Origin of the sequence: Pelagicoccus sp. SDUM812002 (assembly GCF_031127835.1) — a bacterium.
Classification (GTDB): Bacteria; Verrucomicrobiota; Verrucomicrobiia; order Opitutales; family Opitutaceae; genus Pelagicoccus.
The window spans coordinates 64,357-80,109 of sequence record NZ_JARXHX010000012.1; the positions used below are offsets into that span (position 1 = coordinate 64,357).

Below are 15,753 nucleotides of genomic sequence, written 5' to 3' on the forward strand. Positions count from 1 at the left end.
CTACCGCGTCACTCCTCTAACAACCGCCCCTCAGCTCACCATAATCATCTAAGCGCCATCTCAAAGCAGCCATCAAGTCGCTTGGCAACGAGCCCTTTTAATTCCATTGTCATTAATAGTACCGAAATTTCGGATACTCCTTTCCCCAGCTTTTCGCCAATATCCGCAAGACCCAACGACTCTCCTCCCGAAAGCAGCTCGGCGACGAGAGCTTCGTCTCCGTCGAGCTGAGGCAAACGCATCTCACTCTCCAGGCTCGATTGACCCGTTTCCAAATCTGGAATCAGTTGCAGGTGAGCGAGCTCTTCCAGCAGATCATCCACGCTACGCAGCAGCACAGCTCCATCACGGATAAGTTGGTGGCTTCCTTTACTCGCTTTCTGGTCAACCCGACCGGGAATGGCGCAAACGATGCGCCCTTGTTCGCCCGCGAAACGAGCGGTGATCATTGAACCGCCTGCATCATCTGACTCGACCACAATCACCGCATGCGACATGCCGCTCACCACTCGATTACGCATGGGAAAAGTTTGACGGTCTGCCCTTCTCCCAAACGGGAATTCGGATACCACAGCACCGTTTATTTGCGCCTGGCGAAACAGGTCAACATTCTCCGGCGGATACACGATATCAATCCCGCAACCAAATACGCAAACCGTCGAACCACCATCTACCTCTAGTGCCCCTTTGTGCGCAAAGGTATCGATGCCCCTGGCCATACCGCTGGTTACACAAAACCCCAACTGGGCAAGGTCTCGAGCGAAACTCTGGGCAACGCTTTGACCGTAGAGCGTGCAGTGGCGAGTACCCACGATAGCAATCGACGGCTTACTGAAATCGTATTTGCCTAAACGATACAATCCAATTGGGGGATCGGATATTTCTTTCAAGAGCGACGGATAGTCATTGTCTTCGCATGATACGAATTCTACTCCCCGCTGCTCCGCCTGCGACACTTCTCTGTCCAAGTTGAAGTGCCTCGTCCAATCGAGTAGTACGTCAACCGCTTTGCGTTGAAGTCCCTTGATAGATTCGAGTTCGCTACGCGAAGCGTTTAGTGCGCGGCAAGGGTCGCCGGAAAACGCGGCTAACAAGCGATTGAGGGATACAGGCCCAATCGCAGGCAGCCCGTTCAAGGCCCAAAAGGCCTGCTTACGGGAGAGTTGGAGTTCCATGCTGCCACTCTGGGAAAACTCGGATAAAAGTCCAACCCGAGCTGCTCTTTCGTATTCAAAAAGCACCCTTCGAGGCATGAAATATTCTATCGGGGGAAGCCGCATGACAGAGAATTCAGCTCCTCTCAATACTCCCTCACGCCGCAGATCGTTTTTGTTTTATACTCTGCTCACCTGCTTCGCTTTCGGAAGCGTTCCTATCTCCGCCGCTCCCAAATGGTGGCAAGCTGAAGCCACCCCCTTTCAAGTAATGAGCAACGCCCGCAAGGCGGAAACACAGAGAGGCTTCGACACCATCTGGAATGCTCGAGCAGGTCTGAAACTCGTCTTTCCACAACTGCGCGAAGACCAGAACGACTCGCTAATACTAGTAATCGCGGGCGACGCAAAGACTCGCGATCGCTTTTCCGTTCGTGATGGACGAAGGCGAAAATCCAACGGCGGGGATTTCGCAAACGATAGCGAAGGGTACTACACCGTGATAAGCGACCTAGGTTTCGAAGAACACACACGCGAGTCCATCGTCCACGAATACGTCCGCCACCTGATGCGTTGCAAAAACGCAGCACCTCTTTCAGTTTCAATCCTTTCTCGGAATGGGATTCGCAGAGATGAAGAAACGCTTGGAAGGACATTTAAGCAACGGTCGTAGCTACACAATCCGGCGAGAGCTCGAAGATGAGCAAAAGGCACCCTTCCTGGGCGCTGAATTCCGTTTCCGAACAGAACTCCGAGTCCCTTGCTACACGCATTATACTCGACGTCCGTAACAATGATGAATCCAGAGAACAAATACAGGAGGCTCGACGTCGCTGGCTAAATTTTTCAATCTCTAGGCCTTGGAGGGCGAGTGGCTCAACAAGAGCAATCGTATCGACGAAGCAAATACTTTGTTCGAACTTTCTCTAGAGGAAGACGAGGATCAAACAAGAGCCCATCTGTGGTATGGGATCAACCAAGCGACCCAAAAGCTTGCGGGGAAATTCTACCGACCCGGCAGCCTCGACAAAGAAGAGACGCTTTCCCTCTCAACCCATTTCTTCAAAGCAAAGCAAACAGGAGCCGGCCACCTTCCGCGGCTCTACATTTGGATCGGAGTCGTCTGGCTCAGCTCAGAGGTCTATCCAGAAAACCGTCATATGGCGGTCCTGGAAAACGCGCTAGCGACTTTTCCCGATAGCTGCGGAATAGCCACTGCCCTAGCCCTCTACTATGCCCGCTGCGGTCGCTGTGAAAAGGCCCAGGCCCTCATCAGCAACGCTCTTCCCATGCTTCATGCCTCGTCCCGCGAAGACTTGCTCGCCGACTTCTCCGAAATTCGCTCTATCGAACCCATCTACCGAACGGACTAGCTACGAAGCGCTTGTACCAGAAATCCCAACAAATCTGTGGTGCAAACAGCCGTTTGCCCGCAGTGCTTCGCCAGCAGGTCCGCTGCCTTGCCATGCCAATAAACCGAGCGAGACGCGGTTTCGAAAGCGGACGACTCTCCTTGGGCAAACAAACCGCCGGTCAAACCTGCCAGTATGTCGCCGCTTCCACCACGGGAGAGTACCGCATTGCCTGTAGGATTAATCGCGAGCTGCTCGCCATCGCTCACGCGCGTGTTGCTGCCCTTTCTCACCACGGTCACGCCCCGCTGCTTAGCGTACTCAAGAACTGCTCGGTCCGAGCAATCCGCGTCACCGCTCAATCGAATAAACTCCCCCGCGTGAGGAGTAAGGATGACATCCTTGTTGCCGGACTCCCGAAAGGCTTCCACTACTACCGGACGTAACGCATCGGCATCCAGAACAACCGGCCTATCCCATAAACGACCTACCTCACTCAGTAGGAACTGCGTCTCCGCTTCACTCCCCATGCCTGGACCTGCCAAGAGACAGGTCGCTTTTTCGGCTATCGACTTGACCTGCCAAAGCCCTTCTAGGGCGAGTCCACCTTCCGGCGTTTCCGGCCAAGTTCGCCACATAGCCTCCGGCAACTGGCAAGCCAGTTGGGAAACGATAGACTCAGGAGCAAATACCGTCACCAAGCCTACTCCACTCTTGAGGGCGGCTTTCACCGACATCGCTAGAGCACCTGGCATGCTGCGAGAGCCCCCAAGCACGGCCAAGTGTCCTTGCTGCCTTTTCTCGCTTGTAGAGGAACGCAAAGACCGTAGGGGGTCTAGTATCGAATCCGTAACTACAAGCTCTCTTGCTAAACTCTCCCCCTGGAAGAATCCAATATCCAAATATCTTATATTTCCGGCCGCAGTGCAGGAGAATAGAGGCTTCTTGAGAATTCCCGTCGCGAAGGTGAAATCCGCCTTGAACACGCATTCGTCCGACTCGTCGCCATTTCCCGAGGGTAAGTCTACCGCTGCTCGCAGCCGAAAGGAACTCGATCCATTCACAGCTTCGAGCAACGACCGCGCCCCGTCCCGAAAAGGAGGGCGAAACTGCATGCCAAGCAAGCCATCCAACACGATGTCAAACGTCCCGCATGCAAGTGCTGCAATGGCCGCTTCGCTCGGCATTTCCAAAATCTCGAGTTCTGTCTTTTTCTCCAACAACTCCAAAGCTCGACCCGTGTGCGGCTTAAAATCCCTCCGAGGGCCTGACAAAACCAAGGTAATCCCTTCCACACAGCCAACCGTTTCCGCCATTTCCAGAAATGCAAGGAGAGCATCGCCTCCATTATGCCCCTTACCTATCAGACCGAGCAGATGCAATCCATTCTGCGGAAAGCCAGTCATCAAATAAGCGCTGAGCAAAGCTCGTCCTAAAGAGGTGCCCGCCCTGTTCATAGCATCCCACACCTCCTCATCCGTTTTCAAAAGACGGGATTCCAAGGAATGAGATTCGGAGCAGCTAAGAACCGGATGAAAGTATGCAGAGGCCATAACGGTCAGGAGCCTAGCGCAGCTACGGCCTGCGCACTACCTTAATTCCTGCGGGAAGGTCCACGTCACTCGAAACGCTGCCGTCTGCGCTTCTCCTGTGAGAGACATGGATAACTCCCCTAGGCGTCGGGTACGTTCCCTCCACCCACTCGAGAGTAGCTAGTCGCGGCTCGATGTAGACGGTTTCGAAACCTGGGGATGCCGGAGAAATGCCAAGGACAAACTCGCTGAGCCAAGCAGTGGGTCCACTCGCCCAGCCGTGACAAAGGCTATTCCGAAGTCCCTTGTAGCTATGCTCCCCGTAGGTCGCATGGACATCCACCTTGCCCTCCGGGACTAATTCGTCGATTCGAGCGGCATTATCCAACCAAGATAGATCGAAATTTTCCCAAAAGGTTGTCGCGCCTAGGTCAAACATTCCGCCCCAATACTGAGATATGAAATCAATCCCAGTTTCGATATCGTCCGCCTCTGCGAGAGCGTCTAGAACATAGTATCCATAAAATGTAGACAGGTCACTCGGCCCATCAACCTTGAGGATAGACTCTGCAATTTCGCCTGCATCCTTGATTCCGGCGAGTGCTGCCAAGGCAGCGGGAGCTTTCCTGCCGCTATGGATTAGAGGCGCTTCCATCAGACGTTTAGCAGCCTCACGGCATTTTTCGCTCAAAGCGGAATTGCCAAGTTCACTCATTAAAAGGCCGCCACTTTGCATCGTCATGACCATAAGTGCCTGCAGTCCCTCGTGAACTGCATCCTTTTGTCCGTAAGTTGGCCAATCCACGAAACGCACACCGTCAAGCGATTCCCGGCCGTCCTCTCCGATGTATTTTAAAAGCCGATACAACAGCTCCGTCATGTACGTTTCCTGTTCCGCTAAGTATTCTTGATCACCCGTTTGCAACCAAAGCTCACTATGGATAATAATCCACCAAAGGGAATAGGAGCTGATAGAATTCATCCACGTTTCCACCGGTGTCTGGTGTCTAATTAAATCTAGGCTGTCGGTCACTACTTCGTTGACGCCAAACACTGCTAGAATTGTGCGAACCTCCGGATGCATATCTCCGAGCCATACCAAGCGATCCCTCTTTATCCCATCCCACAAGTAGTCCTGCATGTTGAGATGAACGGTGCGAGCGCCGGTCAACCAAATTTCATTCAGGCGTTCATCGCTGCTTCGAAATGAGCCCAGATAAGGAATATCCCTAATCTGCAACATCGCCCTGACTTCATCCAGTTCGACGGATAGATCCGCTTCGAGGTTATCGATTCTCATGAAACGAAATCCACCCGGGCCGACCATCGTTTTTCCCAGCCAAGCGAGTTCCACTACCTGATCCCGAATCGCGCAATCGTTGCTTGCGTTGGAGGCCTCCCCAATTTCCGACATCGCCTCTGAAACCGATTCACCCAAGCGAATTCTCGCCTTTCGCAATCGATCCTTTTCAGGCATCACCGGAGTCACGATCTCGACCCACCCACTTATTTCGCGACCAAAATCGATGAGGATAGATCCGCCGGGCCCTATGGAAGTCGGCGTGGTCACACCCATCAAGATGGCCTGCCCAGGTTTGTCATCGAGCAGCGACTGAGAATTCGAAACTCCAAGATCAGAGGTCCACACAATTCGCTTCGGATAAACTTCAAAAGTCGATAACGGTGACTTTTTCAATACATCCAACTCTTGTTCCATAGAGCGTGATTCCATCGTTTTCGCTCGAAGGCATAGCCCCAGTCCGCAAAAAATCGAAAGCGTGAGAAAACAGAGCCGGAAGGTAAGAAAGCTCATGGTGCCAATGACAACGTAATCAACCTCTTTAACCTAATATCGTGGCGAACGCGATAGCGTTGTCCTCCGCATGGGAAAGGCTGATTGCCACGCGTTTACCACCAACTTGGCAGAGCAGGAGCCGACCCAGTTCGTCGAGTTCGACCACCGGTTGTCCCCGATTTCCTGATACGACACCGATAGACTTCCAATTAAGATATTCGCCGATCCCAGTAGTGAACGCTTTCGCCACCGCTTCCTTCGCTGCAAAACGGGCAGCGTAACGCTCGCTCGGGTCTTTAAATTTGGAACAATACTCTCTTTCCGAATCCGTGTAAACTCGCCCAAGAAAACGATCTCCCTGCCGTGCTATCAATTTGCGAATCCGAGAAACGGATACGATGTCGACACCAATCCCCAATACGGGACCTTTGTGCGGCAGATTGATCGCGTCCATCTATGCTCCCGCGATCAGGGCTTTCATTTCGCGCACCGCTTCGTCGATTCCGAAATAAAGAGCTCGGCTGATAATGCTATGCCCGATATTGAGTTCGTGAAGGTAAGGGATAGTGATGACCTCGCCCACATTCACATAGTTAATGCCATGGCCAGCGTTGACGATGAGGCCGAGCTCGTCGGCCAGCGTAGCGCCTTCGACCAGACGGTCGTACTCCGCCTGCCGTTCGCCGGACTTGTAGTAGGCATTCGCATACGCGCCCGTGTGCAGCTCGATGTACTTGGCTCCCGCCTTGGCAGAGGCTTCGATTTGCTCCGCAACGGGATCGATAAATAGGCTCGATTCAATCCCTGCATCCGCGGCGGACTTGACGATGCGCTCGATGCGCTCGAACTGTCCTGCCACCTCGAGGCCCCCTTCGGTCGTAACTTCTTCGCGACTTTCCGGAACCACGCAGATCGCTTCCGGCAGTACTTCCAGCGCGAAAGTGAGCATCTCGTCCGTAGCTGCCATCTCCATGTTCAAGCGCGTCGCAATGCACTCACGCAAGCGGCGAACATCGGCTTGCTGAATGTGTCTAGCATCCTCTCGCGGATGAACGGTAATCCCTTGAGCGCCGGCCTTCTCACACAGGAGGGCGATCGTGATGGGATCTGGTTCGACGAACTGGCCGCAGCCTCGCGGGCTGTCCTTGTATCGTGCTTGGCGGACGGTGGCGACATGGTCGATGTTGACGCCGAGGAGGATGCTTTTACTAGACATATTCGTATTTTCCGCAAGGTATAGGACTCGCCTACGCCTGACGCAATCAAAGCTTCCAAAGAATGAGCGACGCTCCCGCCCCTTTAACTACGCCAAAAAAGCAAGAGAACTTCTTCGTAAACCTGCTCTGCAATCTCGCGCTACCTATCATGGTGCTAAAGTACGCAAGCGGCGAGGACCGTCTCGGCCCCGTGCTTGGCTTAGTCGCCGCTTTAGCCTTTCCGGTCGGCTACTTCTTCTACGATCTTTCGCAGCGAAAGAACTACAATGTCATTTCTATGTTCGGCTTCCTCAATATCCTACTAACCGGCGGCATCGGCTTAATGGAAGCGGAGCCAAAGTGGGTGGTAATCAAGGAAACCGCAATGCCGCTGATGATTGGAGTCCTTGTCCTGGCAACAGCGAAACGCAAAAACTCGCTTCTCAAGACCTTTCTCTTCAACGACCAAATCTTTGATGTTGAGAAGATTCAGAGCCACATCGACACCCCGGAGAAAAAGGCCCAGCTCAACTCTCAATTTAACGTCGCTAACTGGTTGCTTGTATTCAGTTTTCTAATCAGCGCTGCTCTTAACTACGTACTGGCCTCCCTGATCGTTAAGAGCCCAGGAGGCACGGAAACCTTCAATCAGGAAATCGCCACCCTCACTTGGGTTTCTTGGCTGGTCATTACCGCTCCCACCATGGCAATCCTGATTTATGCCTTGTGGCGACTCGTAAAAGGACTCAAGGAGCTGACAGGGCTCGACTTCGAAGGCCTGCTGCACGAACAGCATACCGCCAAGGCAAAACCGTAGGGGCGCGAACGAAAAACAGCGGTCCCTCGTAGAGAGGAACCGCTGCGCAATTCGGAGCAGCTGCGGGACGGCTACTTTTTCCTTAGGGTCCCGTTTCCGAGCAGCTCGTCGTAATCCTGCGCAGAACCGCCTCCAAGGCAGCAGGCGATGATCTTTTGACCAAGCGGGAGCAGATCCGGAGAATCGAAATTGGCCAACTCCTTGCGGAAGAAATCATAGAGGATTTCAGCCCCTTTGTCGTAAGCTGCCACGCCGACCTCCGGCTGCGTCTCTACATTGAAGAAACGCGTGCCGATTTGCCGCGATTCGACCATGATCGATTCCGGGTTCCAACCGAGCAAAGGACAGCGCGATGGATTCACCTGGCCCTCGCTGAACTTCGCTCCATTGCGGCGAGCGAGGTACTCGCGCGTGATCCATTGCGGCATGAAACTGACTTCCCAAGCGCCTACGTGCTGATTGGGCACGAGGATGTAATTCACTTCGGGCGTATCCACAATCTGCTGCAAGATCAGATTTGCCTGGTCGACCCGGCGACCCGTCGCGAACGGCCAATAAGATCCGACGCCTTCAGACGACATCCCTCCGGTGTCGACGATACTTGGATTGGCATGGCCGCGCGGAGCTACCAAGCGCCACAGCCACGCCAAAGCGGGTGGCAAAACATGGAACATACCCATGATGCCGTAGCTCGGCTGGTCCTGTGTACACGGCGGGCAGCGCACCCCAAAGCTTCGGATATCCACCTCAACCGGCTCGTTGAGTATATTTGGAATCGCCTTGCGCGGTACGATGACACGCGGGTTCGGACAAGGAGACCCCGGCTCGTCTTCGATGTGCTCCCAGATCAAGGCAGTGCCCTCAGGCTGAGCCTTGATATTCAAGAACAACAAATCCTCCGTCGGATGGATCGTCAGGCTCTCCAGATTCGGATCGATTCCATAACGATCGATGTGGTTGACGCGTAAGAACCATGCGTCCTCCGCGTCCACAAGCCCCAGCTTACCCGTCCCGCGATCGAGAGAAGGGTGACAGAGGGCCATATCATCCGTGACCGGATTCAAGTCGCAGGCTTGCGGCAGGCTGATCGAACGAGTCACACCCGTGACCACGTTCTTGCCGAGCAACAAGGAACCGTCCACTTGGCGGTGTACCTGCTCGAGCAATTCGCTTTTACCGCCACCACTGGCGCCCTCGTGGGAAATGACGACGCGGCTGTCGTAAGGAGTCACCACTTCCACAGTCGAACAGTGCATGGTGATCCAATTCTCCTGCTCGCCCAAGTTTAGCAACACTCCGTAAATCCCCTTTTTCGCGCTGGGTCCCGGATACAAATTGTAGCTGAAAAGCTCGTGCATGCCGTCCAAGCGATTGTGGACAACCACTTGCTTGCCCTCGAAATGAGTGTGGCGAAACGGAGGAGCCACATAGATGACCGCCTTGGGCGAAAATCCTGCCGGAACCGCTTTTGGCTCGATCATTCCCTGCAGCAGAGCAAGTCCTAGCGCGAAAAAGCCCGCGTTGGCTGGGGCTACGACGATCGCATCCATACCCTTCCCCGGCAAGCCAGCGCTGAAAGGGAAAACAGCGAGCGGTTGTTCCGCCAACCAAGCGAAAGTCTCCTCGCGCAGCGGATCGAATGACTTGCCGTAGCGCCCTTCGTAGGTGGGCTTGTCCGTTTTACGCTCGTCACCGATCACCATGCAATCCGGATCCCGGCGGCGCATGTACGGATCGAGATAGTTGGCTGCGATACCATTGCTGACCCGGCAGACTTTCGCCTCGACCACGCTTCCCATTCCCGGGACGTCGTAGGCGACGTGATGCCACCCCTGTTCATTTGCGTCGCAAAGCGCCAGGGTTCGCAGGTCCTCAATCGACTCGGGAACCACCACCGATGGAGCAAGAGAGAGAATCTCGTCCACCTCTGGCGGGAGTTCGAAATTGATGAGAGGATGGGTGAATTTGATGTTTTTCACTTTCATAGGAATTAAAGATATCGAATTCCACAATACAGAAAATCTTCGGAAAAGGCTACGCGTATGGCTTCGACTTCACGCATTTATTGACATCAATATCTGAGGTGTAGAGATTTCCGTAAATGCCCAGACTCGCTCTGCAGCTGCTACATCGAAGACTCGAGCGCTCCCATTTGCTGAATGAGCTCGCGGCGGACGCCCGCATCCTCTTCCGCAAACGGCTCCGTTTTCATCCGGAGGGCGAAAAGCTTGGCGCGGACCCATTTACTGTGGAACTGCTGGTGGGCGCAGTTTCGATCGGCCGCCTTTCGCTGACTCCGCCGCCCCGCAAACTGGAGCAGCCGGCTTACCTGAGGTGGCTCAAACTGGTGGGCCAAGACCTCGCCGAACACTTGAGCTCTCCCCACGGACATGCCCGCGAAGTCTTACCGGCCCGGATCGCCGAGGCGGCAAACATCATTCGTGAGCGCCATCAGGAGCCACTCAGCCTGGCAGCCGTCGCTAGCGGTGTCGGCATTAGTCGTGAACGACTGTCCCGCCTTTTCCACGAAACCCTCGGCATCACCTTTTCCGCCTACCTCAACCATGCTCGTCTCGAAACCGCTCGAAAGCTACTCAGACAAACCAAGAAACCCGTCACCGAAATCGCCTTCATCAGCGGCTTCCAGTCGCTTTCCCAGTTTCATCGCAGGTTCAAGTCGGCGGAAAGCAAAAGCCCCTCCGCATACCGCGAAGGGGCTTAATAAAAAACGTGACTCGGCAGGCCGCAATTAGCCGCGACGGTTGTAGTCCGATGGTAAATCGCGCTCCGCTTCGCCTTGGTACACCTGACGGGGGCGGTTGATCTTGCCCTTCGGAGCCGACGCCACTTCGTGCCAGTTGGCGACCCAACCAGGCATGCGGCCGATGGCGAACATGACCGTGAACATGTCGAGCGGGATACCAATCGCTCGCATCATGATACCGGAGTAGAAATCGACGTTCGGGTAGAGGTTGCGGCTGATGAAGTAATCGTCGCTGAGGGCAGCTTTCTCGAGGTTGCGAGCGATATCGAGGCAAGGATCTTCAGTGCCGAGAGCATCGAGTAGACGCTCGCAGGCTTTGCCTATGATCTTGGCTCGCGGGTCAAAATTCTTGTAGACGCGGTGGCCAAAGCCCATGAGCCGCTTGCCGCTGCTGCCGCTCTTTGCTTCTTCGATGAAGCGGCTACCGTCGTCGCCTTCCGCGTGGATCGATTCAAGCATCTTGATGACACCCATGTTGGCCCCACCGTGCAGCGGCCCCCACAGAGCACAAACGCCCGCAGTGATCGAGGCAAAGAGGTTGGCTCCACTGGAGCCGACCATGCGGACGGTAGAGGTCGAGCAGTTTTGCTCGTGATCTGCGTGCAAGAGAAGTATCAAGTCGAGAGCTTCAGCGACCTCCTTGGGACCTTCGTACTCGTCGTTCGGACTGGAGAACATCAGGTGAAGGAAATTCTCGGCGTAGCTGAGGTCCTTCTTGGGATAGTTGATCGGAAGGCCGTTGGAAATGCGGTAGGACATGGCCGCAACGGTCATCACCTTGGAGATAGCTGAAGCGCAAGATTGGTCGAAGTTCTCCAGATCAAGATCGCGATCGTTAGTGGATAGCTCCGGATAGTAGCTGCTCAGGGAGCCCATCATCGATGTTAGGATGGACATCGGGTGAGCGGAAGGGGGGAACGCCTCGAACTGGCGAACCATGCGCGTATCGATGTTGCAGGTCTTTATCAGTTCGCGCAGGAATTCGCGACGCTGCTCATCCGTCGGGAGCTCTCCGTAAATGATGAGGTAGGAGGAATCGATAAAATCGGACTTCTCTGCAACTTGCTCGATCGGGTAACCGCGGTAGCGAAGAATCCCCTTTTCGCCATTGATAAATGTGATCTCACTTTGGCAAGAGCCTGTGTTCCCAAAACCTTCGTCAAAGGTGATGTAACCGGTCTGCGCACGCAGGGTGCGCAGATCGATTGCTTTCTCGTTCGCAGTTCCCTCAATAATGGGGAAGGCAAGTTCAGTGTCGTCGATTTTGAGAATGGCCTCTTTGCTCATTGTCTGGCTGAAGTCAGGTTTGTGGATCTTGGCGTAATACGAATCGGGAAGCCCGATTTGAAGAAACATAACTAATTAGCCCTCCTTACCAACCTTGTAAAGGGCAGGCTAAGGCGAATCTAAATATTAGCTAAACTACAGCTTCTCAACAATTTCGCTAATCTACGAGCATTGCGCCACGAAGTTGGCGTACAGCTGCAACCCCTTGGCTTGGCTTTTCTCTGGATGGAACTGGCTCGCCACTAAGGAACCGACTGCAACCGAGCTGGCAAACTCGCCATCATAGTCTGTGGTAGTCAGGGCGATCGACGGATCCTCGGGCTGGATGTGGTAGCTGTGCACAAAATAGAATCGATCGTTTTCAGCATCGAGTTCGGCCCAATATGGAGAGCCGGGCTGCACCAACTTTGCATGGTTCCAGCCCATGTGGGGGATGGTAAGGCCTGGACGCGACTTGAAGCGGACGACCTGGCCCGGCAAAACGCCAAGCCCCGTAACATTGTCCTCTTCCGAATGCTCGAAAAGAGCCTGCAAGCCAAGGCACACACCCATGAACGGGCGCTCCTCCTTGACCCAAGAATGGATGAGATCGTCGAATTTGACGGCCTTTAGTCCTTCCACGCAGTCGCGCAAGGCGCCGACGCCGGGCAGGATCAAACCGTCTGCCTCACCGACTTCGTCAGGAGTGGCTACGATTCGCGGCTTGGCACCAATCTTCAGTAGAGCGTTTTCCACGCTGCGAAGATTGCCCATGCCGTAGTTGATAACTGCAATGTCTTTGCTCACTAGTTAGTAGATCGTTCAGATAACGCGTCTTCTATGAAGACGCTAATCGATTCGAGGGCAAACCACCTTTGAACAAGGCGGTTTAACATTTCTAATCAAAGCACTCCCTTAGTCGACGGAAGGCGGCCTTCCATGCGGGGGTCCACTGTAGATGCTGCATCGATGGCGCGAGCCATGCACTTGAAGATGCTCTCCACGATGTGGTGAGGTTCTTCTCCATACTCTAGTTCGATGTGTAGATTCGATCCCAAGGTATTCGAAAAGGCGCGACAAAATTCCTTGATCAGGATGATATTAAAATCCCGCACGTAGTTGGTCGGCGACTTCACATCGTATTGGAGAAAAGGACGATTACCCAGATCGATAGCAACACGCATAAGACACTCATCCATAGGCAGGATGAAGAATCCGTAGCGCGTGATGCCCGACTTATCGCCAAGAGCTTGTTTAAAGAGATCGCCAAGCACGATTCCTACATCCTCTACAGTGTGGTGATAGTCGACATCGATATCGCCTTCCGCCTTTACCGTCAGGTCGAAGAGACCGTGACCAGCGAACAGAGTTAGCATGTGATCGAAGAACGGGATGCCTGTATCGATTTTGGCAATACCTGTTCCATCGATGTTCAGCTCCGCTTCGATCGAAGTTTCCTTCGTCGTGCGCTTGAGGGATGCTATGCGTTCTTCAGCCATTTTTGGATGGTTTCGCTCACTCGGAGCATTTGATCTTCGTCGCCCACACTGATTCGCAAAAAGGACTCAGTCAAGGGGTTGGAAGGGAAATAGCGGATTAGGATTTTATTCGCTTTAAGATACTCGAAGAGCTCCTGAGCCACTTTCGGGCCAGCTTCTCCAGCTGCGTTGCGCGGCTCGACAAAGAGGAAGTTAGACTGAGAAGGATAACAGAACCAGCCGAGCTTCTCCCACTCGGCGCGATAGTAGTCACGTGTGCGGCAGATCTTCTCGGCAACCGCCTTCAGATAACGTTGGTCCTTCAATGCTGCAAGTCCGCCCGCTTGCGATAGGCGGTTCACGTTGTAGCTATCGCGAACGCGATCGAGAAGGGAGATGACATCCTTGTCAGCAAGGCCATAGCCTAAACGCAGACCCGCTAAGCCGTAAGACTTGGAGAAAGTCCGCGTAACCACCAGATTGCGGTACTTAGCCAGTAGCTCAGTCGCGTTCTCCTCGGCAAAGTCCGCATAGGCTTCGTCCACCACGACGATCCCTTCGAAGGTCTCGATCAGGCGGGACAGGTCCGCATTGGAAAACCCAACTCCGGTAGGAGCGTTCGGTGAGGTGACGAAGAGAATCTTTGCCTCGATTTTTGCCAAGGCGTCGAAGGGCAATTTCATCGAGCGATCGAACGGGACCTCAACAGTCCCCGTACCCTGAATACCGCAAAGTACTGGATACAGTGAATAGCTCGGCAACAAATATCCAGCCGGACTTTCCTGAGCAAAGGCCCGTACCAGAAGATTTAAGATGTCGTCAGAGCCATTTCCGAAAATAACTTGTTCCGATGAGACTCCATGCAGCTTCGCCGCTTCTTCGCGCAAGGCATCGCTACGCGGATCGGGATAGAGGCGCAGCGCATCGCCCATAGCCTCCTTTATCGCAGCTTCCACTGCAGGACTGGGTGGATAAGGATTTTCGTTAGTGTTGATCTTTACCCAACCGTCGCCTTTCGGCTGAAACCCAGGTGTATAGCCGCGAAGCTTCTGGATGTGAGGCAACGCGTATTCAAAAGGTGAATTCGTTAAACTCATCATTTTCTCCCAAGTCGAGAGCTGACGGAACGGCCATGCCCTTCCAATCCTTCCATTCTCGCAAACGCTTCTACCGTGGCAGCTGCGCTGCCCAAAGCAGACTTAGTGTAGCGAACGAGACTGGAGCGACGCATGAAGTCGCTGATCTGCAATCCACTGAAGTGACGACCTGAGCGGCCAGTCGGCAATTCATGGCTGGGGCCTGCTACGAAGTCACCCAAAGCTGTAGCCGACCAAGCTCCCTGCATGATCGCACCGGCCGTCGTAATCGATTTAATCAAATTGTTGAATTGCTTGGGATCGACCTCGAGCTCCATGTGCTCCGGAGCCACGTAGTTAGCGACCGCCGCCGCTTCGTCGTAGTCCTTTACGACCACGGAAAAGAAGCCGTCTTTGAGCACGGACTTGATAGCGTCCTTACGCGGCAAACTTTTGATCTGCTCGCGAATTGCAGAGCGTATGGACTTGGTCTTTTCCCTAGAAAGACTTACCAGAAAAATCTTTTCGCGGCCGGATCCGTGTTCAGCTTGGGCGAGGAGATCGGACGCGACAAAATCCGCATCCGCATGATCGTCGGCGATCACCAGCAACTCGCTAGGACCCGGCAAGAGATCCACGCCCACAGTGCCAAAGACTTGGCGCTTTGCCTCTACGACAAAAGCGTTCCCCGGGCCAAAGACCTTGAGCACGGGCTTGATGCACTCCGTGCCGTATGCAGCTGCGCCTATAGCCATGATGCCACCAAAACGATAGGCTTCGGTTACGCCGGACAAATACATAGCAGCCAGGCAACCGTCGTTCACTTTTCCGTCTGGACCGCAAGGAGTGAAGGCAACAATTTCCGTTACTCCGGCCAATTTGGCAAGGGCAGCAGTCATGACAACGGTCGAGACGAGGTCACGGGGAATGTAGAGGCCTACCCTTTCGAGCGGGTAAAAGCGCTCTCCGATGGTGGCGCCATGAGCGTTCTTGGCGGTCCAAGACTTCGGCAGTGCGTGCTTATGGAATTCAGTCACGGAAGCGACCGCATCTTTGATCGCTCGGACGTCTTCCTTTGGAAGACGTCGCACTGCCGCTTTCATTTCGTCGCGGCTGATGCTGAACGCTCCGGGCTCGATCGTCACCTTGTCGATGCGTTTGAGGGCTTTCGCGATGCCTGCGTCTCCTTGTTCTCGGACTTCTCCAAGCACAGAAGAAACGGTATCTACGATCGACTGAGGTACCTCAGCTGATTTGCAGAAAGCGGAAAGCTTATCCCAAAAGGTTCGTGAACTGTAGGCCAAGTCTGCCATGGCGACACTT

The 15,753-nt window shown here is 54.1% G+C and carries 15 protein-coding genes; 4 read left to right on the forward strand and 11 right to left on the reverse strand.

From position 1 onward, the window contains the following. Positions 1–44: 44 nt before the first annotated feature. Complete coding sequence (gene dprA, locus QEH53_RS16530) at positions 45–1,175, reverse strand: DNA-processing protein DprA (RefSeq protein ID WP_309024326.1); 1,131 nt, start codon at positions 1,173–1,175, stop codon at positions 45–47. 76 nt (positions 1,176–1,251) lie between these two features. Between dprA and QEH53_RS16535 the strand changes: the two genes are divergently transcribed. Together QEH53_RS16535 and QEH53_RS16540 are read left to right on the forward strand one after the other, a co-directional pair. Further along, positions 1,252–1,827: a hypothetical protein gene (locus tag QEH53_RS16535; protein ID WP_309024327.1), complete on the forward strand. Its 576-nt coding sequence runs from the start codon at positions 1,252–1,254 to the stop codon at positions 1,825–1,827. 238 nt (positions 1,828–2,065) lie between these two features. Beyond that, positions 2,066–2,527, forward strand: a complete 462-nt coding sequence (locus tag QEH53_RS16540) for a hypothetical protein (protein ID WP_309024328.1) — start codon at positions 2,066–2,068, stop codon at positions 2,525–2,527. Here QEH53_RS16540 and QEH53_RS16545 read toward each other — a convergent pair. The 4 genes from QEH53_RS16545 to QEH53_RS16560 all read right to left on the reverse strand — a co-directional run bounded on the left by QEH53_RS16545 (position 2,524) and on the right by QEH53_RS16560 (position 7,049). Continuing rightward, positions 2,524–4,059, reverse strand: a complete 1,536-nt coding sequence (locus QEH53_RS16545; RefSeq protein ID WP_309024329.1) for an NAD(P)H-hydrate dehydratase — start codon at positions 4,057–4,059, stop codon at positions 2,524–2,526. The genes QEH53_RS16540 and QEH53_RS16545 overlap by 4 nt on opposite strands. A 22-nt stretch (positions 4,060–4,081) precedes the next feature. Then, the gene (locus QEH53_RS16550; RefSeq protein WP_309024330.1) at positions 4,082–5,770 is read right to left on the reverse strand and encodes an alpha-L-rhamnosidase C-terminal domain-containing protein; all 1,689 of its coding nucleotides are present in this window, start codon (positions 5,768–5,770) and stop codon (positions 4,082–4,084) included. Positions 5,771–5,879: 109 nt separating this feature from the next. Further along, positions 5,880–6,287: a holo-ACP synthase gene (gene acpS, locus QEH53_RS16555; protein ID WP_309024331.1), complete on the reverse strand. Its 408-nt coding sequence runs from the start codon at positions 6,285–6,287 to the stop codon at positions 5,880–5,882. Then, positions 6,288–7,049: a pyridoxine 5'-phosphate synthase gene (locus tag QEH53_RS16560; RefSeq protein WP_309024332.1), complete on the reverse strand. Its 762-nt coding sequence runs from the start codon at positions 7,047–7,049 to the stop codon at positions 6,288–6,290. 62 nt (positions 7,050–7,111) lie between these two features. Here QEH53_RS16560 and QEH53_RS16565 point away from each other — a divergent pair, with 62 nt between their 5' ends. Next, the gene (locus QEH53_RS16565) at positions 7,112–7,846 is read left to right on the forward strand and encodes a VC0807 family protein (protein WP_309024333.1); all 735 of its coding nucleotides are present in this window, start codon (positions 7,112–7,114) and stop codon (positions 7,844–7,846) included. A gap of 71 nt (positions 7,847–7,917) precedes the next feature. On the opposite strand, the gene QEH53_RS16570 is transcribed toward QEH53_RS16565, so the two are convergent. Further along, the gene (locus QEH53_RS16570) at positions 7,918–9,825 is read right to left on the reverse strand and encodes a DUF4914 family protein (RefSeq protein WP_309024334.1); all 1,908 of its coding nucleotides are present in this window, start codon (positions 9,823–9,825) and stop codon (positions 7,918–7,920) included. Between the two features lie 122 nt (positions 9,826–9,947). Between QEH53_RS16570 and QEH53_RS16575 the strand changes: the two genes are divergently transcribed. Then, positions 9,948–10,568 (forward strand): helix-turn-helix transcriptional regulator, encoded by a 621-nt coding sequence (locus QEH53_RS16575; protein WP_309024335.1) that lies wholly within the window; start codon positions 9,948–9,950, stop codon positions 10,566–10,568. Between the two features lie 27 nt (positions 10,569–10,595). Here the strand turns inward: QEH53_RS16575 and QEH53_RS16580 are convergent, their stop codons facing one another. The 5 genes from QEH53_RS16580 to hisD form a co-directional block, all read right to left on the reverse strand. Beyond that, the gene (locus QEH53_RS16580) at positions 10,596–11,897 is read right to left on the reverse strand and encodes a citrate synthase (RefSeq protein ID WP_345785738.1); all 1,302 of its coding nucleotides are present in this window, start codon (positions 11,895–11,897) and stop codon (positions 10,596–10,598) included. Between the two features lie 162 nt (positions 11,898–12,059). Next, on the reverse strand, positions 12,060–12,683 hold the full coding sequence (gene hisH, locus QEH53_RS16585) for an imidazole glycerol phosphate synthase subunit HisH (RefSeq protein WP_309024337.1): 624 nt from the start codon (positions 12,681–12,683) through the stop codon (positions 12,060–12,062). 95 nt (positions 12,684–12,778) lie between these two features. After that, positions 12,779–13,375, reverse strand: a complete 597-nt coding sequence (gene hisB / locus QEH53_RS16590) for an imidazoleglycerol-phosphate dehydratase HisB (RefSeq protein WP_309024338.1) — start codon at positions 13,373–13,375, stop codon at positions 12,779–12,781. Then, positions 13,357–14,454, reverse strand: coding sequence for a histidinol-phosphate transaminase (gene hisC, locus QEH53_RS16595; RefSeq protein WP_309024339.1), 1,098 nt, complete (start codon positions 14,452–14,454; stop codon positions 13,357–13,359). Before hisC ends, hisB begins: the two co-directional genes overlap by 19 nt. Further along, a complete protein-coding gene (gene hisD, locus QEH53_RS16600) occupies positions 14,451–15,743 on the reverse strand; it encodes a histidinol dehydrogenase (RefSeq protein ID WP_309024340.1) in 1,293 nt (430 codons plus the stop codon). The genes hisC and hisD overlap by 4 nt, the downstream gene beginning before the upstream one ends. Positions 15,744–15,753: the final 10 nt, after the last annotated feature.

What these genes read in the sequence shown, in the direction of transcription:
- dprA (WP_309024326.1), bottom strand. Translation starts at nt 1,175, where the DNA reads ATGGAACTCCAACTCTCCCGTAAGCAGGCCTTTTGGGCCTTGAACGGG.
- hisC (WP_309024339.1), bottom strand. Translation starts at nt 14,454, where the DNA reads ATGATGAGTTTAACGAATTCACCTTTTGAATACGCGTTGCCTCACATC.
- QEH53_RS16565 (WP_309024333.1), top strand. Translation starts at nt 7,112, where the DNA reads ATGAGCGACGCTCCCGCCCCTTTAACTACGCCAAAAAAGCAAGAGAAC.
- hisB (WP_309024338.1), bottom strand. Translation starts at nt 13,375, where the DNA reads ATGGCTGAAGAACGCATAGCATCCCTCAAGCGCACGACGAAGGAAACT.
- QEH53_RS16535 (WP_309024327.1), top strand. Translation starts at nt 1,252, where the DNA reads ATGAAATATTCTATCGGGGGAAGCCGCATGACAGAGAATTCAGCTCCT.
- QEH53_RS16580 (WP_345785738.1), bottom strand. Translation starts at nt 11,897, where the DNA reads ATGAGCAAAGAGGCCATTCTCAAAATCGACGACACTGAACTTGCCTTC.
- QEH53_RS16550 (WP_309024330.1), bottom strand. Translation starts at nt 5,770, where the DNA reads ATGGAATCACGCTCTATGGAACAAGAGTTGGATGTATTGAAAAAGTCA.
- QEH53_RS16545 (WP_309024329.1), bottom strand. Translation starts at nt 4,059, where the DNA reads ATGGCCTCTGCATACTTTCATCCGGTTCTTAGCTGCTCCGAATCTCAT.
- QEH53_RS16560 (WP_309024332.1), bottom strand. Translation starts at nt 7,049, where the DNA reads ATGTCTAGTAAAAGCATCCTCCTCGGCGTCAACATCGACCATGTCGCC.
- QEH53_RS16575 (WP_309024335.1), top strand. Translation starts at nt 9,948, where the DNA reads ATGCCCAGACTCGCTCTGCAGCTGCTACATCGAAGACTCGAGCGCTCC.
- hisD (WP_309024340.1), bottom strand. Translation starts at nt 15,743, where the DNA reads ATGGCAGACTTGGCCTACAGTTCACGAACCTTTTGGGATAAGCTTTCC.
- acpS (WP_309024331.1), bottom strand. Translation starts at nt 6,287, where the DNA reads ATGGACGCGATCAATCTGCCGCACAAAGGTCCCGTATTGGGGATTGGT.